Consider the following 13,949-nt stretch of genomic DNA (forward strand, 5'->3'; position numbering starts at 1 on the left):
GCCGGCTATGTTGTGTGCGACCCCAGGCAGAGACAGTGTGTGACCTGCCACTACGCTGCAATCCTTACGAGGCTCTACGTGTCTGTCCAGGCCAACATAGTCGGTCGCGCCCTGCCGCAGATCGTCGAGGCAATCTACGATTCGATTGTCGATGTCGGCCGTTGGCCATCGACGCTTGAATCAATCTGCAAATTGGCGCTCGGCCGGCTTGCCATGCTGGCGGTCGTCGATACGGCGAGAAACTCGGCCCGGTTTTCGACTTCCTGCGGCGATCCGGTTCTGCTTGAGCCGCTGCAGCGCGACTACGCCTGCGAGGTGCCCTTTTTCAAGGCGGTGCCGAAGATGGAAGTCGACATACCGTTGACCGTCGACAGCGTCTACGCCCTGCAAGGCCCTGACGCCCGCCAGAACTGGCTCGAAAGCCGCATCGTGCGCGAGTGGGTGGAACCCAACCGTCTCGACGATTTCTTCTGGGTAGCGCTGATGAAGCAGCCGGCGCGCACCGGCACGCTGATGGTGGTTACCGACAAGGACAGGCCCCAGATTTCAGCCAGGGATATCGACCTGATGTCCAGGCTCGCCCCCCATGTCCGGCGTGCGGTGACCATCGGCGACCTGTTCGAGGCCGAGCGGCGCAAGGCCGACATCTTTCGCTCGATCCTTGAGAGCCTCGACCATCCAGTGCTGATCGTCGCCGACGATATGCAGATCATTTTCGCCAATCCGGCAGCCGAAGCCCTGCTCACCGAAACCGCCTCAGTGTCCTCGGTGCGCGGCCAGCTGTCCTTCGCTTATGCCAACGCCAACACCGCCATCGGCCGCGCCGTCCAGCTCGGCACGCGCGACGAATTCGCGCTCGGACCGTCCGGCATCAACATTCCGCTGGTGAAGGCCATGTCTCCGGCGGTGGCGCATGTCATGCCTCTGGCGCGACGCGACATTTCGGCCCGCATGTCGCCGCGCGCCGCCGCGGCCATCTTCATTGCCGCCGCCGGCGCCGCATCAGTGCCGGCGCTGGAAGCGATCGCTGCGCTGTTCGGACTGACCGCAGCGGAAAAGCGTGTCGCCGGCCATGTCGCCGCCGGGCTGACACGGCGTGAAATCGCGGCTGCCAGCGGCGTCTCGGACGGCACCGTCAAATCACAGCTGGCAACCATCTTCGACAAGACCGCCACCGGCGACCAGCGAGAGCTGGAACTCCTGATGCGCGAATTGACGCCGCCGCTGCGCTCGGCCTGAAGCCATACTCGGAGCCAATCATCAAATTTTTCAACTATTTGCCGGTACGCAGGCGTAATCCACAATACCAAGCCGGCATCGTTGCAATTCGGCCAAAATCATGGTGCGGTTCTGCTCCGGTCCGGAGACGGTGCATCGTGCACGACCGGACGTGGAAAACCATTTCCTGGGCGGTCCCCGAACTTGATACCGACACGAATTGAACGGCTGCTGCCTTACCTCTTCCTGCTGGCCCTGCTTTGCATCGCGCTCGCTTTCCGTCCGCTACTGCCGGTCGACGAGACGCGTTATCTCAGCGTCGCCTGGGAGATGTATCTCGGTGGACATGTCTTCGTACCGACGATGAACTTTGCGCCCTATCTGCAGAAGCCGCCGCTGTTGTTCTGGCTCATCGATCTCGTCTGGAACATCTTCGGTGTGAGCCGCGCGGCGGCGATGCTCGTCATCTTCGCTGCCTCGTCGCTGGTCATCTGGCTGACGACACTTCTGGCCAAAACCCTGTTTCCCGAGCGCCCGGAAATCGCCAGTCGCATCCCCTGGCTGGTGGCCGGCAGCACCGTCTTTGTCATCTATTCGACCCTGATCCTGTTCGACATGCTTTTGACGGCCTGTGTGGTCGCCGCACTGCTGGCGTTGCTGGGCTTCGCCAGGACCGGCAACCGCTGGCAGGCGGTGCTGGCGGGTCTCTTCATCGGGCTCGGCGTGCTGGCCAAAGGCCCGGTCGTGCTCATTCACATCGGCGCGCCCGTCCTGCTCTATCCCCTCTGGCGTGACCGGCGAGCCGGCCTTGCCCCTTTGCAGTTCTTTGCCGGAGCCGGCCTGGCAATTCTCGCCGCCCTTGTCCCGGTCGCTATATGGCTGGCGCCCGCGACCATCCTGACCAAGGGCAGTTTCGTCTACGATCTCGTCTGGAACCAGTCGGCAGGTCGGGTTACCGGAAGCCTGCACAATTCGCATGGCCGGCCGTTTTACTTTTACCTGATGCTGTTGCCGCTCATGTTCGTGCCCTGGGCCTTTATCCCCCCGGTGTGGCGGCTGAGGCCGGTTGCCCGGATACGCAGCCTGATCGACACCAAATCCCCGGATCTGCGTGCCCTGCGCCTGCTGTCGTTCTCGTTCATTGCGGTGCTGCTGGTCTTCAGCGCCATATCCGGCAAGCAGCCGCACTATGTCGTGCCGGCACTACCGTTCGCGACCATTCTGCTGGGCTATTTCATGGCCGAGATTTCAGTCGCCAGGCTGAGGGCGACGGCCTTTGTCATGCTTGCCCTTTTCGCCATCGGCCACGCCGCCGCCTCGGCGACCGTGTTCAAACGCTACGATCTCACGCAGCTGGCGAGCTTCATCGACGAACGAAAGGACGCCGACTGGGCCGTCGCTTACGACTATCAGGGCGAGGTCGGTTTCCTTGGGCGAATAGAGAAGCCATTCGAGAACGCCGACAAGCCTGAGGAATGGCTCAAGTCTCACCCCGGCGGCTACGTCATCGAAAAGCAATCGAAAGATCCGGGCACATCCGAACAGATCGCCTTCCGGCAGCCGGTGGAACGCGGCTATCTGGTCGTGCTGAAAGGACAGCACTGAGCGTTTCGTCGGGCGCCTATCCCAGCGGTTTCTCGAAGATCAGCGCCGGCAACCCCGAACCGCCGCCGCAATCGGCGGTGCTGCCGACCGGCAAAAATCCCTTCGAACGGTAGAAGGCGATGGCCGGCACGTTGGCCTCTTCCACCTCGACGCGCAACCTGTTCGCCTCGGGAAAGCTGGCTTCGACCTCGTCCAGCAAGGCCTGGCCGATGCCTTGCCGCTGGCAGGCCGGCAGTACATAGAGCTGGTTCAGCAGCACGATCTTCGCATCCGTCGTTGCGGCGGCAAAAGCCATGCCGCCGATACGCTTGCCGTCATCGGCGACCAGGAATTCCGAGTTCGGCCTTGTCAGCCGCGCCTTGAGCGAGGCGATCGAATGCCAGTCGTAGGTAATTTCGATCACCCGCTGGGCGCCATAGATCGCGTCGTAGGTTGCGTGCCAGGTTTCGACCAGCAGCGCGCGGACAGCGGCAAGGTCACGTTCGCTGGCGGTGCGGACGAACATTGTTCTATTCGATACCGAGCTTGGCCTTGACCAGATCGTTGACCGCCTGCGGGTTGGCCTTGCCGCCGGTGGCTTTCATCACCTGGCCGACGAACCAGCCGGCCATGGTCGGCTTGGCGCGAGCCTGCTCGACCTTGTCGGGGTTGGCGGCGATCACCTCGTCGACCGCTTTCTCGATGGCGCCGGTGTCGGTGACCTGCTTCATGCCGCGGCTTTCGACCAACTGGCGCGGATCGCCGCCCTCGTTCCAGACGATCTCGAACAGATCCTTGGCGATCTTGCCGGAGATGGTGCCTTCCTTGATCAGGTCGATCACGGCACCGAGCTGCTCCGGTGTTACAGGAGCATTTTCAATGCCCTTGCCGGCCTTGTTAAGCTGGCCGAGCAGGTCATTGATGACCCAGTTGGCGGCAAGCTTGCCGTCGCGGCCCGAGGCCACCTGCTCGAAATAGTCGGCGATCGGCTTTTCCGACACCAGGATCGAGGCGTCGTATGTCGACAGGCCAAGTGAGGAGATCAGGCGCGCCTTCTTGTCGTCGGGCAGTTCCGGCAACTCCTTGGCCAGCGCGTCGACATAGGCCTGGTCGAACTCCAGCGGCAAAAGGTCGGGATCGGGGAAGTAGCGGTAGTCATGCGCCTCTTCCTTGCTGCGCATCGAGCGCGTCTCGCCTTTGACGGCGTCGAACAGCCTGGTTTCCTGGTCGATCTTGCCGCCATCCTCGAGGATGGCGATCTGGCGGCGCGCCTCGAACTCGATGGCCTGGCCGATGAAGCGGATCGAGTTGACGTTCTTGATCTCACAGCGCGTACCGAATTCGCCGCCGGGCTTGCGAACGGAGACGTTGACGTCGGCGCGCATCGAACCTTCGTCCATGTTGCCGTCGCAAGTGCCGAGATAGCGCACGATGGTGCGCAGCTTGGTGACATACGCCTTGGCCTCGTCGGCGGAGCGCATGTCGGGCTTGGAGACAATCTCCATCAGCGCCACGCCGGAGCGGTTGAGATCGACATAGGACATGGTGGGATGCTGATCGTGCATCGACTTGCCGGCGTCCTGCTCCAGGTGCAGGCGCTCGATGCCGATCTCGATATCCTCGAACTCGCCCTGCCGGTCGGGACCGACCGAAATGACGATCGTGCCTTCGCCAACGATCGGCTGCTTGAACTGCGATATCTGGTAGCCCTGCGGCAGGTCGGGATAGAAATAGTTTTTCCGGTCGAAAACCGACTTGTGGTTGATCTGCGCCTTCAATCCGAGGCCGGTGCGGATCGCCTGCTTGACGCATTCCTCATTGATGACCGGCAGCATGCCGGGCATGGCCGCGTCGACCAGGCTGACATTGGCGTTGGGCGCCGCGCCGAAAGTCGTCGACGCCCCGGAAAACAGCTTTGCTTCCGAGGTTACCTGCGCATGGACCTCGAGGCCGATGATGATCTCCCAATCGCCGGTAGCGCCGGGAATAAAACGTTTGGCATCGGGCGTGCGGGTATCGATAAGGGTCATGGTGGCCTGCGCTTTTGGCTCGCGAAAACTGCGATTTTCGCGAATTTGGGTATCGGTCTTCGCTAGTGCAAACCGCTTCGCGAGACAAGCGCCCAAAGCAGCGCAGAGCAGTGGGCTGGCCTTTTCAGCCCCTTTCGGCCGCTCGGCAACCGATAGAATGAACGCCGCCGGCCGGTATTCGGACGGCGGTTTCTTCGTCAGGTCAGGCCGTTGCGATATAGGCCCTGATTTCGTCGGCCTCGCGCTCGACATCCTCGATGCGGCGCTTGACCACGTCGCCGATCGACACGATCCCGTCGAGCAGCCCATCCTTTTCCACCGGCAGATGGCGGAAACGGCCTTTGGTCATGATCTCCATCACCTCGTTGACCGTGTGGTTCTCGTTGCAGATCTTCACTTTCGGCGTCATCGCCGAGCGTACCGTTATATCAAGTGCGGCAGCGCCTTCCCTGGCAACGACCCGCACGATGTCACGCTCGGAAAGGATGCCGACGATCTTGCGATCGCCGTTGGTGATGACCAGTGCACCGATCTTGTGGTCGGCCAGGATTCGAATGGCTTCGCTGAGCTTTACATTCGGCCCGAGCGTGAACACGTCATGGCCTTTTCTCTCGAGAATTGCCTTAACCGTCATGGCGTCCTCCTCCTCCTGCTTGGCTAGCCAGCTCCCGCCCTGACCGGCTTCACATAAGAGTGAACATCGTGCGCCGTGATCGGTTGCTTTTCAAGTGTGCCAGTGGGGTGTGCCAGTGGGGTGCGCCAATAGAGTGCGCTAGTGGGGGGTGCGCTGGTCGTCGGGGATCTCCCATTCAGGCGCCCGCCAGCGCCGGTCGAACCAGCGCAATCCGAAGAAGCCTGCGACGAGGCCGCCAATGTGCGCTTCCCAGGCGATCTGGCCGGGTTCTCCGAGCCCGAGACCGTAAAGGCCGGTGGCGAGATTGATGACCATCCAGGCGCCGAGAAAATTGACGACGCCGCGCATGCGCAAAACGACTGCGATCGGCAGCACGGGACCGGCAAAGGCCGCCCTGCCGGAGGAGCGGTCGGTACGGAACCCGAAGCGAGCCGCCGCACCCATCATGCCCGATATCGCCCCGGAAGCGCCGACCAGCGGTGCTTCGCCGTATGGATGGACCGCCCAGAACAGCACCACCGCGGCCAGCCCGGTGGCGGCGAAAAACAAGGCGAACCAGAACCAGCCGAGACGGTTGGCCAGCGGCGACCCGAAGGCGGCCAGCGCAACCATGTTGATGGCAATGTGGGCAACGCCACCATGCATGAAGGCATAGGTGAAAGGACGGGTGAAGAGGAACCAGTCGAAACCGTATTGGCCGGTGTAGAGGACCGGAATGAAGGCGCCGTCGGTGAGCAATGTTATCTGCTGCTCTTCGGTCAGCACATATTGCTGCAGCAGGAAGACGGCAACGCAGATGCCGATCACCGCCAGCACCGCCGGTGGCAGGTTGAACACCGGCTCGCGGCGCGGCGGCGGCGCCTCCGCGGTCTGTTCGGTCTCCAGGGGGCCGGCCGGTTCGCTCATATGCTCTGATCCAGGGATTTGCGTGTCGCGAGCATCTAGGCCATGCCCGGACAAATCACAAACTACGAATCACAAAGCGCGAATCACAAACCGCGAATCAAAAAGAAGCCGTCCAAGGTTTCCCTTGAACGGCTGGTCGAGCCCCCTGCTCCCCTAAAACTATTGACCGAAGTGCTGTTGGTCGTCGCGAAACGACCGCTTCTGGAGTGGTTTTGGTGTGCCATGGCAAGCCTGCGCGCGCAACGTAAACCACTTGTTAACCTTAACGCCCCCGACCCGTGAACAAGTCTTAACGACGCTGGCACGCATCCTGCTCCGGAACGCATGTAGGTCATCGGAGGGCGCCCTTTCTGTTCACCGATGGGACCATCAGACGGCAGAATGCGCGGAGTTTAATAGCATGAACCAGAACGGATCAATCGCGCTGTTCCATTATTGGAATCGCCTGCGTGGTGGACGTCCTGCCCCAAAGCGTTCGGAGATCGAACCTGCCGACATCAAGGCGCTTTTGGCCGACACCTTCATCCTGGAAAGGGATACGCGTGGCGAAGCGGTGTTCCGGCTTGCCGGCACCAGGCTTTGCGCCGGCTACGGCCGCGAGCTCAAGGGTTTTTCGTTCCCCTCGCTATGGCGTGAGAAGGACCAGCGGCTGGTGTCGCGCCTCATTCACGGCGTTTTCGAGCAGAAATCCGTGGTGTCGATCACTTATGAGGGATTCAGCCGCAACGGCCGTTCCAACCACTTCGAACTGCTTGCGCTGCCGCTCGATGGCGGCCTCGAGAACCCGCGCTGCCTCGGTGTCATCAGCGCCGTGGAAAAGCCGTTCTGGCTGGGCGCCGACCCGATCACCGATGCGCTGATCGATGCCATCCGCGTCATCGATCCCGACAAGGACCCGATGTTCCTGAAAAACCGGCCGGAAATATCCGTTCCGTCGTTGGCTCCCGAACTCGAAGCGCCGGAGACCATCTCGGCGCTCGGTCGGTCGCGCCGTATCCGCCACCTCGTCGTGTTCGACGGCGGGCGCGAGCAATAGTCTCCAAGCCGGCGCTAATCTTAACTATCGGGGGCCCACTTTTCCCCTTTGTTAACCTGCTTGGCTGTAGTTTTTGCCGAGATTCCACGCACGACGCGGGAATGCCAACGGGGTGTAGGCAGTCATGAGGTCAGCGGCGGTCGAATACGCACCGTCCCGCGCCGAAAGGCGTAATTTTCAGCGCGTCCGGGTCAAGATCTACGGGCGCTTCATGCTGGAGGACCGCACCGAGCACCCCTGCCAGGTCGTCGATATGTCGCCGGGCAATGTCGCGCTGCGCACCGAGCGCGTCGGCATGCCGGGCGAAAAAATCATTGCCTATATCGATCATATCGGCCGCATCGAGGGCGTGGTGACGCGCACTTCGCAGGACGGCTTTGCCATGACCGTCATTGCCTCGGATCGCAAGAAGGACAAACTGGCCGCGCAGTTGACCTGGCTCGCCAACAAGCATGAACTCGACCTGCCGGAAGACCGCCGCCACGAACGCGTGGCGCCGCGCAACCCGACAAGCGTGCTGCAGCTCACCGATGGGCGGCAGTACCAGTGCCGCATCATCGACCTGTCGCTGTCGGGCGCGGCGGTCGAGATCGACGTCAAGCCGGCGCTCGGCATCCAGGTGATGCTGGGCACCATGCGTGGCCAGGTGGTGCGTCATTTCGAGGATGGCGTCGCCATCGAATTCGCCGTCATCCAGCGCCCGGAAACGCTCGATTCCGAGTTCAACGCTCCGCGCGCCTGAACGATCGGCAACAGGCAGCAAAGACGAACCCGCCCTGCGCGGCCGGTTTTTGTTGCCGGCGTTCCGCCTGCCTCTGCAGCTTGTAGCGGCACTCGCAAATCCACGGCTCCACCCGGAATCCGCGCCTCCGACACCGCGGTTTTACGCCGAGACCCTGAACGATTTTATATTAAAATAGATCAAATTTTACGCTTATTCTATTGGGGTTTTACTCAATGTCTACTTCGGGTTTTTGCGTCAAATAAATCCAACGCTGTCATTGTCTCCTCAAACGGGGAGACTGACGAATGGCAAAGACGTGGGGCAAGCTGTTGCTCTTGGCAATGGCGATGCAGCTTCCCGCTTGGGGAACGGCGCAAGCAGCAGGACCGGCCTACATGCACACTGGCGGCCGCACGACACAGCCGGTCGGTCACTACGAATTCTGCCAGAAGCTGCCGCAGGAATGCGCTCAGCGCACGCCGAAGCAGACACCGGTCGAACTGACCCGCAAGCTGTGGGCGGCGATCGTCGACGTCAACAATTCTGTCAACACCCGGATCGTGCCGCGCACCGACATGGAAATGTGGGGCAAGGAAGAGGTCTGGTCCTATCCCGACAGCGGCTTCGGCGACTGCGAGGATTATGCGCTGGAGAAGCGCCGCGAATTGATGGCGCTTGGCGTTCCCGCCGGCAATCTCTTGATGACCGTGGCGCGCCAACAAAATGGCGACGGCCATGCGGTGCTGACCGTGCGCACCAGCCTCGGCGAGTTCATCCTCGATAATCTGGAGTCCAAGGTGCTGTCCTGGACCGACACCGACTACACCTACCTGAAGCGCCAGTCCGACCAGAATTCCGGCGTGTGGGTGACGATCAACGACGGCCGCGCCGACGCGGTCGCCAGCGTCCGCTAGGACGCCATTACAGAGGTCAAGCACATCGAATAATGCGACGTGCCTAACGAGAAAGCCCGGTCGAGTCCCCACCCTCCCCGTCCCCAACGACCGGGTTTTAAGGAGCCGGCCCCGTCCCCGGGCCGGCTCCACCATTTCAGACCATGATCCCGAACCGAAGGACCGCGTCAGCGAAAGCGAGAAACGATTTTTGCTGCGCTGACCCGCCGTTCGGGAAAGATCATCGTCAAACAGGAATAGAGTTCAGGCCTTCTTCAGCCCGGCCTTGAAGCGCTTGCCGTTGGCGACATAGTGCGCGGCCGAGGCGCGCAGCCTGGCGACCGCGGCATCGTCCAGCGTCCTGATCACCCGCGCGGGCGAGCCGACGATCAGGCAATTGTCGGGGAACTCCTTGCCTTCGGTGACCAGTGCGCCGGCGCCGACCAGGCAATTCCTGCCGATCCTGGCGCCGTTGAGCACGATGGTGCCCATGCCGATCAGGCTGTTGTCGCCGATCGTGCAGCCATGCAGCAAGGCGCGGTGGCCGATGGTGCAGCCTTGCCCTATCGTCAGCGGAAAGCCGGGATCGGTGTGCATCACCGTATGCTCCTGGACATTGCTGTCGGCACCGACGACGATCGGCTCATTGTCACCGCGGATGACTGCGCCAAACCAGAAGCCGGCATTGCGACCGACGCTGATGTCGCCGATCAAGGTCGCATCGGGCGCGATCCAGTTGCTGTCGGCATCCTCGAAACGGGGCGATTTTCCGTCGATTGCATAGGTCGGCATTTCCAGTCTCCGATTCGTCGCAGGCCGGGATAAACCCTAAAACAATCCGAGCAAAACCGCGTAGCGGTTTCCCCAGCAATTGCCTCAAGGCAAATACCGCGCCAGCGATTCCACCAAAAGCTGAAGCGCACCAGGAGAGCTGATGCCCCAGGAGGCAATGGCGATCAGCACGATGCCCAGCGCCAGCGCCCAGGCGATCACCGTGCAGCCGCAGGACACCAGCATCAGCATCGAAATGCGGCCTTCGCGCCGCGCATCGAGCGCATCGTTGGCGAGCATGAACGGACCGGCGCAAGCGGTCGCGGCCAGCGAGCGCAGGATGTACGCCGGCGACACATAAGGCTCGGCAAAGGCAAGCCGGCGGCCCGCCGCCAGTTCCATCACGGACCCGGTAAGCCCGCAGGCAGTGAGGCCGACTGCAGAAGCGAAGAGAACGGGCAGCAGCAGGCTCATCTTTACCTTCCGTTTACCATGAAATCGCACAGTCGCGTCCAGCGCAGCAAGAGCCATGCCGCGGCATGTGTGCCGCCCAGGACAGAGGGCGGCGACTATGGGGATTGCGATGAAGCAGGCAGCGACCGCAGAAGAGTTCAACGTCGTCGATTCCGTGCTGATGAAGCGGGTGTTCTATGCTTTTGCCGCATTGGCGCTGCTGTCGCTGGCGATCAGCCTTGGCGGAAAATGGTTCGGCCGCTCGATCGCCATGGCCGGCTACACCGACGACACCACGGTCCACAGGGTAGTGATCGGCAACAATGTCATTGCCGTGCCGGCCAACGCCATCCGCTTCCTGCAGGCGCGGCGCGACGGCATCGCTTCGCGCCTCGACCTCTATCTGCGCTATCCCCAGATGGACGGCTACAGCGAAGCCGCCCGCGACGATTTCAACCACACGGGGGCCGCCAAAAACATCATCTTCCTGTCGTTTGAACCGCAGATGATGTCGCGCGACATGAGCGGCCGTTTCGCGCCGATCTATAGCGCGCTCATCAGCCAGCCCGGCGCGCCCGGCCCCGGCGGCACGACGATTTACGGTTTTACGGAAAAATCAGGCTATCTCAACGAGGTGCTCGCGGTCGCCGGCCGGGCCGGCAAGGACCCGTTCGTCGCCCGCTGCCTGAGCGGACCGAGCGCCGAGGAATCGCTGGCGCCCTGCGAGCGGGACATCCAGGTCGGCGACAGCCTCAGCCTGACCTACCGCTTTCCCCGGGAGTTGCTGGGCAACTGGCCGGCGCTTGACGCCGCTATCGTCGCCGAGGCCACGCGCGTCTTAAAGACCGCACGGTAGCGGCCCTCTGCTTTTGTCATACACGGGCGCGAAGCCGCGCGGACCCGAGGATCCGTTCCATGCCCTTAAGGCAGCGAAGCGGTGCAGAATTACTGTTGGGAAGCAGCAGAGGCAGTTCTGGACCGCCACATTCCTGAGCCGAGGGCCGGAATGTATCCCAGCGTCTCAGCGACGCCGCTGTGCGGCTGCTTCTCCCCGGGATGACGATGGCGCAGCTGGCTGCCGCCAATCGCCGAAGTCCGTAGCCGTCTGGGCTCAGGCCAGATCGATGTCGAGGATCGCCATCGAGAAATTATAGTCGCCGTCGTCCTCGTCCTTGAAGACGATGCCGAGGAACTCGTCGCCGACATAGACCTCGGCCGAATCTTCCTTGCGCGGCCGCGCCTTCACCTCGAGTTTGGGATTCTGGAAGACGCGCTTGAAATAGGCGTCCAGCTTTCTGATTTCGTCCGGCTTCAAAAGTCTTCTCCGATCGTCGGGCTTGCTCGTTGGAACGCGCTTCTGGCACGTCGACAATGGCGATGTAAAGGCAAGCCGGCTGGATAGAACGCGAACCCTGGGGCCGGATGATTTCAGGTCGAATCCAAATCCGCCTCTAAATCAAGGAGGTAGAGCATGATGTCGTCCGAAAACCGCCTCACACTTTTCGGCATCATGCTTCAGAGGCAACGGCGCCGGCAACCGGACTTCAGTCCGGCGCGCCGGGTGTTGCAAATCAGATGTCGAAGCTGACGACCTGGTCCATCGATTGCGACGGCAAAAGCTGGTCCATCTGGCGCGAAGGCTGGTCGCAGCCGGTCTCGCCGACGACGCGGGCCGGTACGCCGGCAACCGTCTTGTTGTGCGGCACCGGCGACAGCACGACCGAGCCTGCCGCGATCTTCGAGCAATGGCCGATCTCGATATTGCCGAGAATCTTGGCGCCGGCGCCGATCAGTACGCCGTAACGGATCTTGGGGTGGCGGTCGCCGCCGGCCTTGCCCGTGCCGCCCAGCGTCACGCCGTGCAGGATCGACACATCGTCCTCGATCACCGCCGTCTCGCCGACGACGAGGCCGGTGGCGTGGTCGATGAAGATGCCCTTACCGATGCGGGCGGCCGGGTTGATGTCGGTCTGGAACACCGAGGACGAGCGGCTCTGCAGATAGAGCGCGAAATCCTTGCGGCCCTGATTCCACAGCCAATGTGCCAGCCTGTGCGTCTGGATGGCATGGAAACCCTTGAAATAGAGCACCGGCATGATGAAGCGGTCGCAGGCCGGATCGCGGTCGTAATAGGCCTGGATGTCGACACGCACGATCGACGACCATTCCTTGTCGTCGGCCAGCATCGACTTGAACGTCTGGCGGATGAGGTCGGAGCCGATGTCCTGATGCGCGAGCCGCTCGGCGAGCCGATGGATGACAGCTTCCTCCAGGCTCTCCTGGTTGAGGATGGTCGAATAGAGGAACGCCGCCAGAAGCGGGTCGCGGTTGACCGCTTCCATCGCCTCGTCGCGGACCGAACGCCAGATCGGATCGACCGGCTGCACCTTTGTGGGGCGGGAAATGCTGATGCTGTTCATCGACGTCTTGTCCTGCGTCCTGGCCGCTTGCCTATTCTCCGGCGGCACATATAAGCCAGATCATAGCACGATTGAACTCAATTTTCCTTAGTGCTCGGTGAAATGGATTTGGTTCACGGAAATTCAAGCCGCCATGGAAAACGAACCCTTGATCGACGCTCCGCTGAAACGCGCGCTCTCCGCGCTCTATCAAGCTCCGGATCGCCACTATCACAACCTCGCCCATATCGAGGCGTTGCTGGCGCTGGCGGACGAATATCGAGCATCGCTGCATGATTCCGGCGCCGTCGAAGCCGCAATCTGGTTCCATGACGCCATATATGACAGCCGCGCCAAGGACAACGAGGCCAGGAGTGCAGCACTTGCGCAGGACAAACTTGCCGCCCGCACCGATCCGGAGCGCCTCGGCCGCATCGCGGCGATGATCGTCGCCACTGCCACGCATGAACTGCCCAGCCTTCAACCACGGGGCCTTGCCGATGAGAACGCCCTCCGCGACGCAGCGCTTTTCCTCGACATGGACCTGGCGATACTGGGTGCGTCAGCCGACGCTTTCGACGCCTATGAACAAGCGGTCCGACGCGAATATGGCTGGGTCGAGGAGCCGATGTGGCGCGCCGGCCGCGGCGCGATTCTCAAGACTTTCCTCGCGCGCCAGCATATTTTTCACACGCAGGAATTCCGCCACAGGTTCGAGCCCCAGGCCAGGCAAAACCTGGCGCGGTCGCTCGAAACGCTCAAACCCTAATCCGGAAAGGTCTCCATGCGCTGGGCATAGGCTTTGAACCGGCGCGCCGGTAAACCGCTTGCGCGCCAGGGTGATCGAAGGTGTCGGTATGAAGCCAGATCCTTTGCGGCGCCCGCGACCAGATGGCGCGAAGCGCCTGGTCGAGCAGGAACGGGCCAAGCCTGCGACCCTGGAAGGCGGGAGCCAGCCCGAAATGAACCAGCTCGAACTCAGGCTGGCCGACGCCGTTGAATTCGCACAGGCCAGCGGCCACGCCCTCGACGCGCAGCACGTGGATATGTGTCGAGGGCAGCGCCAGCAGGCGCTCGAGGTCTTCCGCCGGCATGCGCAGCCGCTGGTCCCATTGCACGGGCTCGCCGACCGCGTGGTAGAGGCTGATATAGTCGGCCACATCAAGTGTTTCACGCGCCACCGTGGCGCCCGATAGCGGGCAGTCGAAAGCCGGCGCCGAATTCGGTTCGCGCATGTCCATATAGGTGACGAGAAGGTCAACCAAAGCGGCACCGCCTCCGGCTGCAAGCCAGACGAAGAT

The 13,949-nt window shown here is 62.1% G+C and carries 16 protein-coding genes; 7 read left to right on the forward strand and 9 right to left on the reverse strand.

The features are described 5' to 3' along the window. The first annotated feature begins 78 nt into the window (after positions 1 to 78). Entirely contained in the window at positions 79 to 1,239 is a 1,161-nt protein-coding gene (locus tag ACYG9Z_RS01355; protein WP_023738939.1) for a helix-turn-helix transcriptional regulator, read from the forward strand. A 183-nt stretch (positions 1,240 to 1,422) separates the two neighbouring features. Further along, positions 1,423 to 2,823 (forward strand): ArnT family glycosyltransferase, encoded by a 1,401-nt coding sequence (locus ACYG9Z_RS01360; RefSeq protein ID WP_050485847.1) that lies wholly within the window; start codon positions 1,423 to 1,425, stop codon positions 2,821 to 2,823. 16 nt (positions 2,824 to 2,839) lie between these two features. Here the strand turns inward: ACYG9Z_RS01360 and ACYG9Z_RS01365 are convergent, their stop codons facing one another. The 4 genes from ACYG9Z_RS01365 to ACYG9Z_RS01380 all read right to left on the reverse strand — a co-directional run bounded on the left by ACYG9Z_RS01365 (position 2,840) and on the right by ACYG9Z_RS01380 (position 6,372). Continuing rightward, positions 2,840 to 3,328 (reverse strand): GNAT family N-acetyltransferase, encoded by a 489-nt coding sequence (locus ACYG9Z_RS01365; protein WP_023751493.1) that lies wholly within the window; start codon positions 3,326 to 3,328, stop codon positions 2,840 to 2,842. A 4-nt stretch (positions 3,329 to 3,332) separates the two neighbouring features. Then, on the reverse strand, positions 3,333 to 4,832 hold the full coding sequence (gene gatB, locus ACYG9Z_RS01370; RefSeq protein WP_023688375.1) for an Asp-tRNA(Asn)/Glu-tRNA(Gln) amidotransferase subunit GatB: 1,500 nt from the start codon (positions 4,830 to 4,832) through the stop codon (positions 3,333 to 3,335). A 202-nt stretch (positions 4,833 to 5,034) separates the two neighbouring features. Continuing rightward, on the reverse strand, positions 5,035 to 5,466 hold the full coding sequence (locus ACYG9Z_RS01375; RefSeq protein WP_023667498.1) for a CBS domain-containing protein: 432 nt from the start codon (positions 5,464 to 5,466) through the stop codon (positions 5,035 to 5,037). Between the two features lie 138 nt (positions 5,467 to 5,604). After that, a complete protein-coding gene (locus ACYG9Z_RS01380) occupies positions 5,605 to 6,372 on the reverse strand; it encodes a rhomboid family intramembrane serine protease (protein WP_023706620.1) in 768 nt (255 codons plus the stop codon). Between the two features lie 400 nt (positions 6,373 to 6,772). Here ACYG9Z_RS01380 and ACYG9Z_RS01385 point away from each other — a divergent pair, with 400 nt between their 5' ends. The 3 genes from ACYG9Z_RS01385 to ACYG9Z_RS01395 all read left to right on the forward strand — a co-directional run bounded on the left by ACYG9Z_RS01385 (position 6,773) and on the right by ACYG9Z_RS01395 (position 9,046). After that, positions 6,773 to 7,408 (forward strand): PAS domain-containing protein, encoded by a 636-nt coding sequence (locus tag ACYG9Z_RS01385; RefSeq protein ID WP_023751494.1) that lies wholly within the window; start codon positions 6,773 to 6,775, stop codon positions 7,406 to 7,408. 124 nt (positions 7,409 to 7,532) lie between these two features. Next, on the forward strand, positions 7,533 to 8,150 hold the full coding sequence (locus ACYG9Z_RS01390; protein WP_023667501.1) for a PilZ domain-containing protein: 618 nt from the start codon (positions 7,533 to 7,535) through the stop codon (positions 8,148 to 8,150). Between the two features lie 287 nt (positions 8,151 to 8,437). Then, complete coding sequence (locus ACYG9Z_RS01395; RefSeq protein WP_023710582.1) at positions 8,438 to 9,046, forward strand: transglutaminase-like cysteine peptidase; 609 nt, start codon at positions 8,438 to 8,440, stop codon at positions 9,044 to 9,046. Positions 9,047 to 9,289: 243 nt separating this feature from the next. On the opposite strand, the gene ACYG9Z_RS01400 is transcribed toward ACYG9Z_RS01395, so the two are convergent. Further along, positions 9,290 to 9,817, reverse strand: coding sequence for a gamma carbonic anhydrase family protein (locus ACYG9Z_RS01400; protein ID WP_023710583.1), 528 nt, complete (start codon positions 9,815 to 9,817; stop codon positions 9,290 to 9,292). A gap of 84 nt (positions 9,818 to 9,901) precedes the next feature. Beyond that, on the reverse strand, positions 9,902 to 10,270 hold the full coding sequence (locus ACYG9Z_RS01405) for a DUF6949 family protein (protein ID WP_023751495.1): 369 nt from the start codon (positions 10,268 to 10,270) through the stop codon (positions 9,902 to 9,904). Positions 10,271 to 10,379: 109 nt separating this feature from the next. On the opposite strand from ACYG9Z_RS01405, the gene ACYG9Z_RS01410 reads away from it, so the two are divergent. Further along, a complete protein-coding gene (locus ACYG9Z_RS01410; RefSeq protein ID WP_023667505.1) occupies positions 10,380 to 11,105 on the forward strand; it encodes a hypothetical protein in 726 nt (241 codons plus the stop codon). A 255-nt stretch (positions 11,106 to 11,360) separates the two neighbouring features. Here the strand turns inward: ACYG9Z_RS01410 and ACYG9Z_RS01415 are convergent, their stop codons facing one another. Both ACYG9Z_RS01415 and cysE read right to left on the reverse strand, forming a co-directional pair. Then, a complete protein-coding gene (locus ACYG9Z_RS01415) occupies positions 11,361 to 11,564 on the reverse strand; it encodes a DUF3126 family protein (RefSeq protein WP_006200852.1) in 204 nt (67 codons plus the stop codon). 256 nt (positions 11,565 to 11,820) lie between these two features. After that, complete coding sequence (cysE, locus tag ACYG9Z_RS01420) at positions 11,821 to 12,669, reverse strand: serine O-acetyltransferase (RefSeq protein ID WP_023695384.1); 849 nt, start codon at positions 12,667 to 12,669, stop codon at positions 11,821 to 11,823. A 133-nt stretch (positions 12,670 to 12,802) separates the two neighbouring features. On the opposite strand from cysE, the gene ACYG9Z_RS01425 reads away from it, so the two are divergent. Then, on the forward strand, positions 12,803 to 13,417 hold the full coding sequence (locus ACYG9Z_RS01425) for an HD domain-containing protein (protein WP_023751496.1): 615 nt from the start codon (positions 12,803 to 12,805) through the stop codon (positions 13,415 to 13,417). Here ACYG9Z_RS01425 and ACYG9Z_RS01430 read toward each other — a convergent pair. Next, positions 13,407 to 13,913, reverse strand: coding sequence for a GNAT family N-acetyltransferase (locus ACYG9Z_RS01430; RefSeq protein WP_023751497.1), 507 nt, complete (start codon positions 13,911 to 13,913; stop codon positions 13,407 to 13,409). The two genes, ACYG9Z_RS01425 and ACYG9Z_RS01430, sit on opposite strands and share 11 nt — an antisense overlap. Between the last annotated feature and the right edge of the window lie 36 nt (positions 13,914 to 13,949).

The sequence above is a fragment of the Mesorhizobium sp. RSR380A genome, assembly GCF_054719385.1.

What these genes read in the sequence shown, in the direction of transcription:
- gatB (WP_023688375.1), bottom strand. Translation starts at nt 4,832, where the DNA reads ATGACCCTTATCGATACCCGCACGCCCGATGCCAAACGTTTTATTCCC.
- ACYG9Z_RS01365 (WP_023751493.1), bottom strand. Translation starts at nt 3,328, where the DNA reads ATGTTCGTCCGCACCGCCAGCGAACGTGACCTTGCCGCTGTCCGCGCG.
- ACYG9Z_RS01395 (WP_023710582.1), top strand. Translation starts at nt 8,438, where the DNA reads ATGGCAAAGACGTGGGGCAAGCTGTTGCTCTTGGCAATGGCGATGCAG.
- ACYG9Z_RS01385 (WP_023751494.1), top strand. Translation starts at nt 6,773, where the DNA reads ATGAACCAGAACGGATCAATCGCGCTGTTCCATTATTGGAATCGCCTG.
- ACYG9Z_RS01380 (WP_023706620.1), bottom strand. Translation starts at nt 6,372, where the DNA reads ATGAGCGAACCGGCCGGCCCCCTGGAGACCGAACAGACCGCGGAGGCG.
- ACYG9Z_RS01390 (WP_023667501.1), top strand. Translation starts at nt 7,533, where the DNA reads ATGAGGTCAGCGGCGGTCGAATACGCACCGTCCCGCGCCGAAAGGCGT.
- ACYG9Z_RS01375 (WP_023667498.1), bottom strand. Translation starts at nt 5,466, where the DNA reads ATGACGGTTAAGGCAATTCTCGAGAGAAAAGGCCATGACGTGTTCACG.
- cysE (WP_023695384.1), bottom strand. Translation starts at nt 12,669, where the DNA reads ATGAACAGCATCAGCATTTCCCGCCCCACAAAGGTGCAGCCGGTCGAT.
- ACYG9Z_RS01410 (WP_023667505.1), top strand. Translation starts at nt 10,380, where the DNA reads ATGAAGCAGGCAGCGACCGCAGAAGAGTTCAACGTCGTCGATTCCGTG.
- ACYG9Z_RS01400 (WP_023710583.1), bottom strand. Translation starts at nt 9,817, where the DNA reads ATGCCGACCTATGCAATCGACGGAAAATCGCCCCGTTTCGAGGATGCC.
- ACYG9Z_RS01405 (WP_023751495.1), bottom strand. Translation starts at nt 10,270, where the DNA reads ATGAGCCTGCTGCTGCCCGTTCTCTTCGCTTCTGCAGTCGGCCTCACT.
- ACYG9Z_RS01425 (WP_023751496.1), top strand. Translation starts at nt 12,803, where the DNA reads ATGGAAAACGAACCCTTGATCGACGCTCCGCTGAAACGCGCGCTCTCC.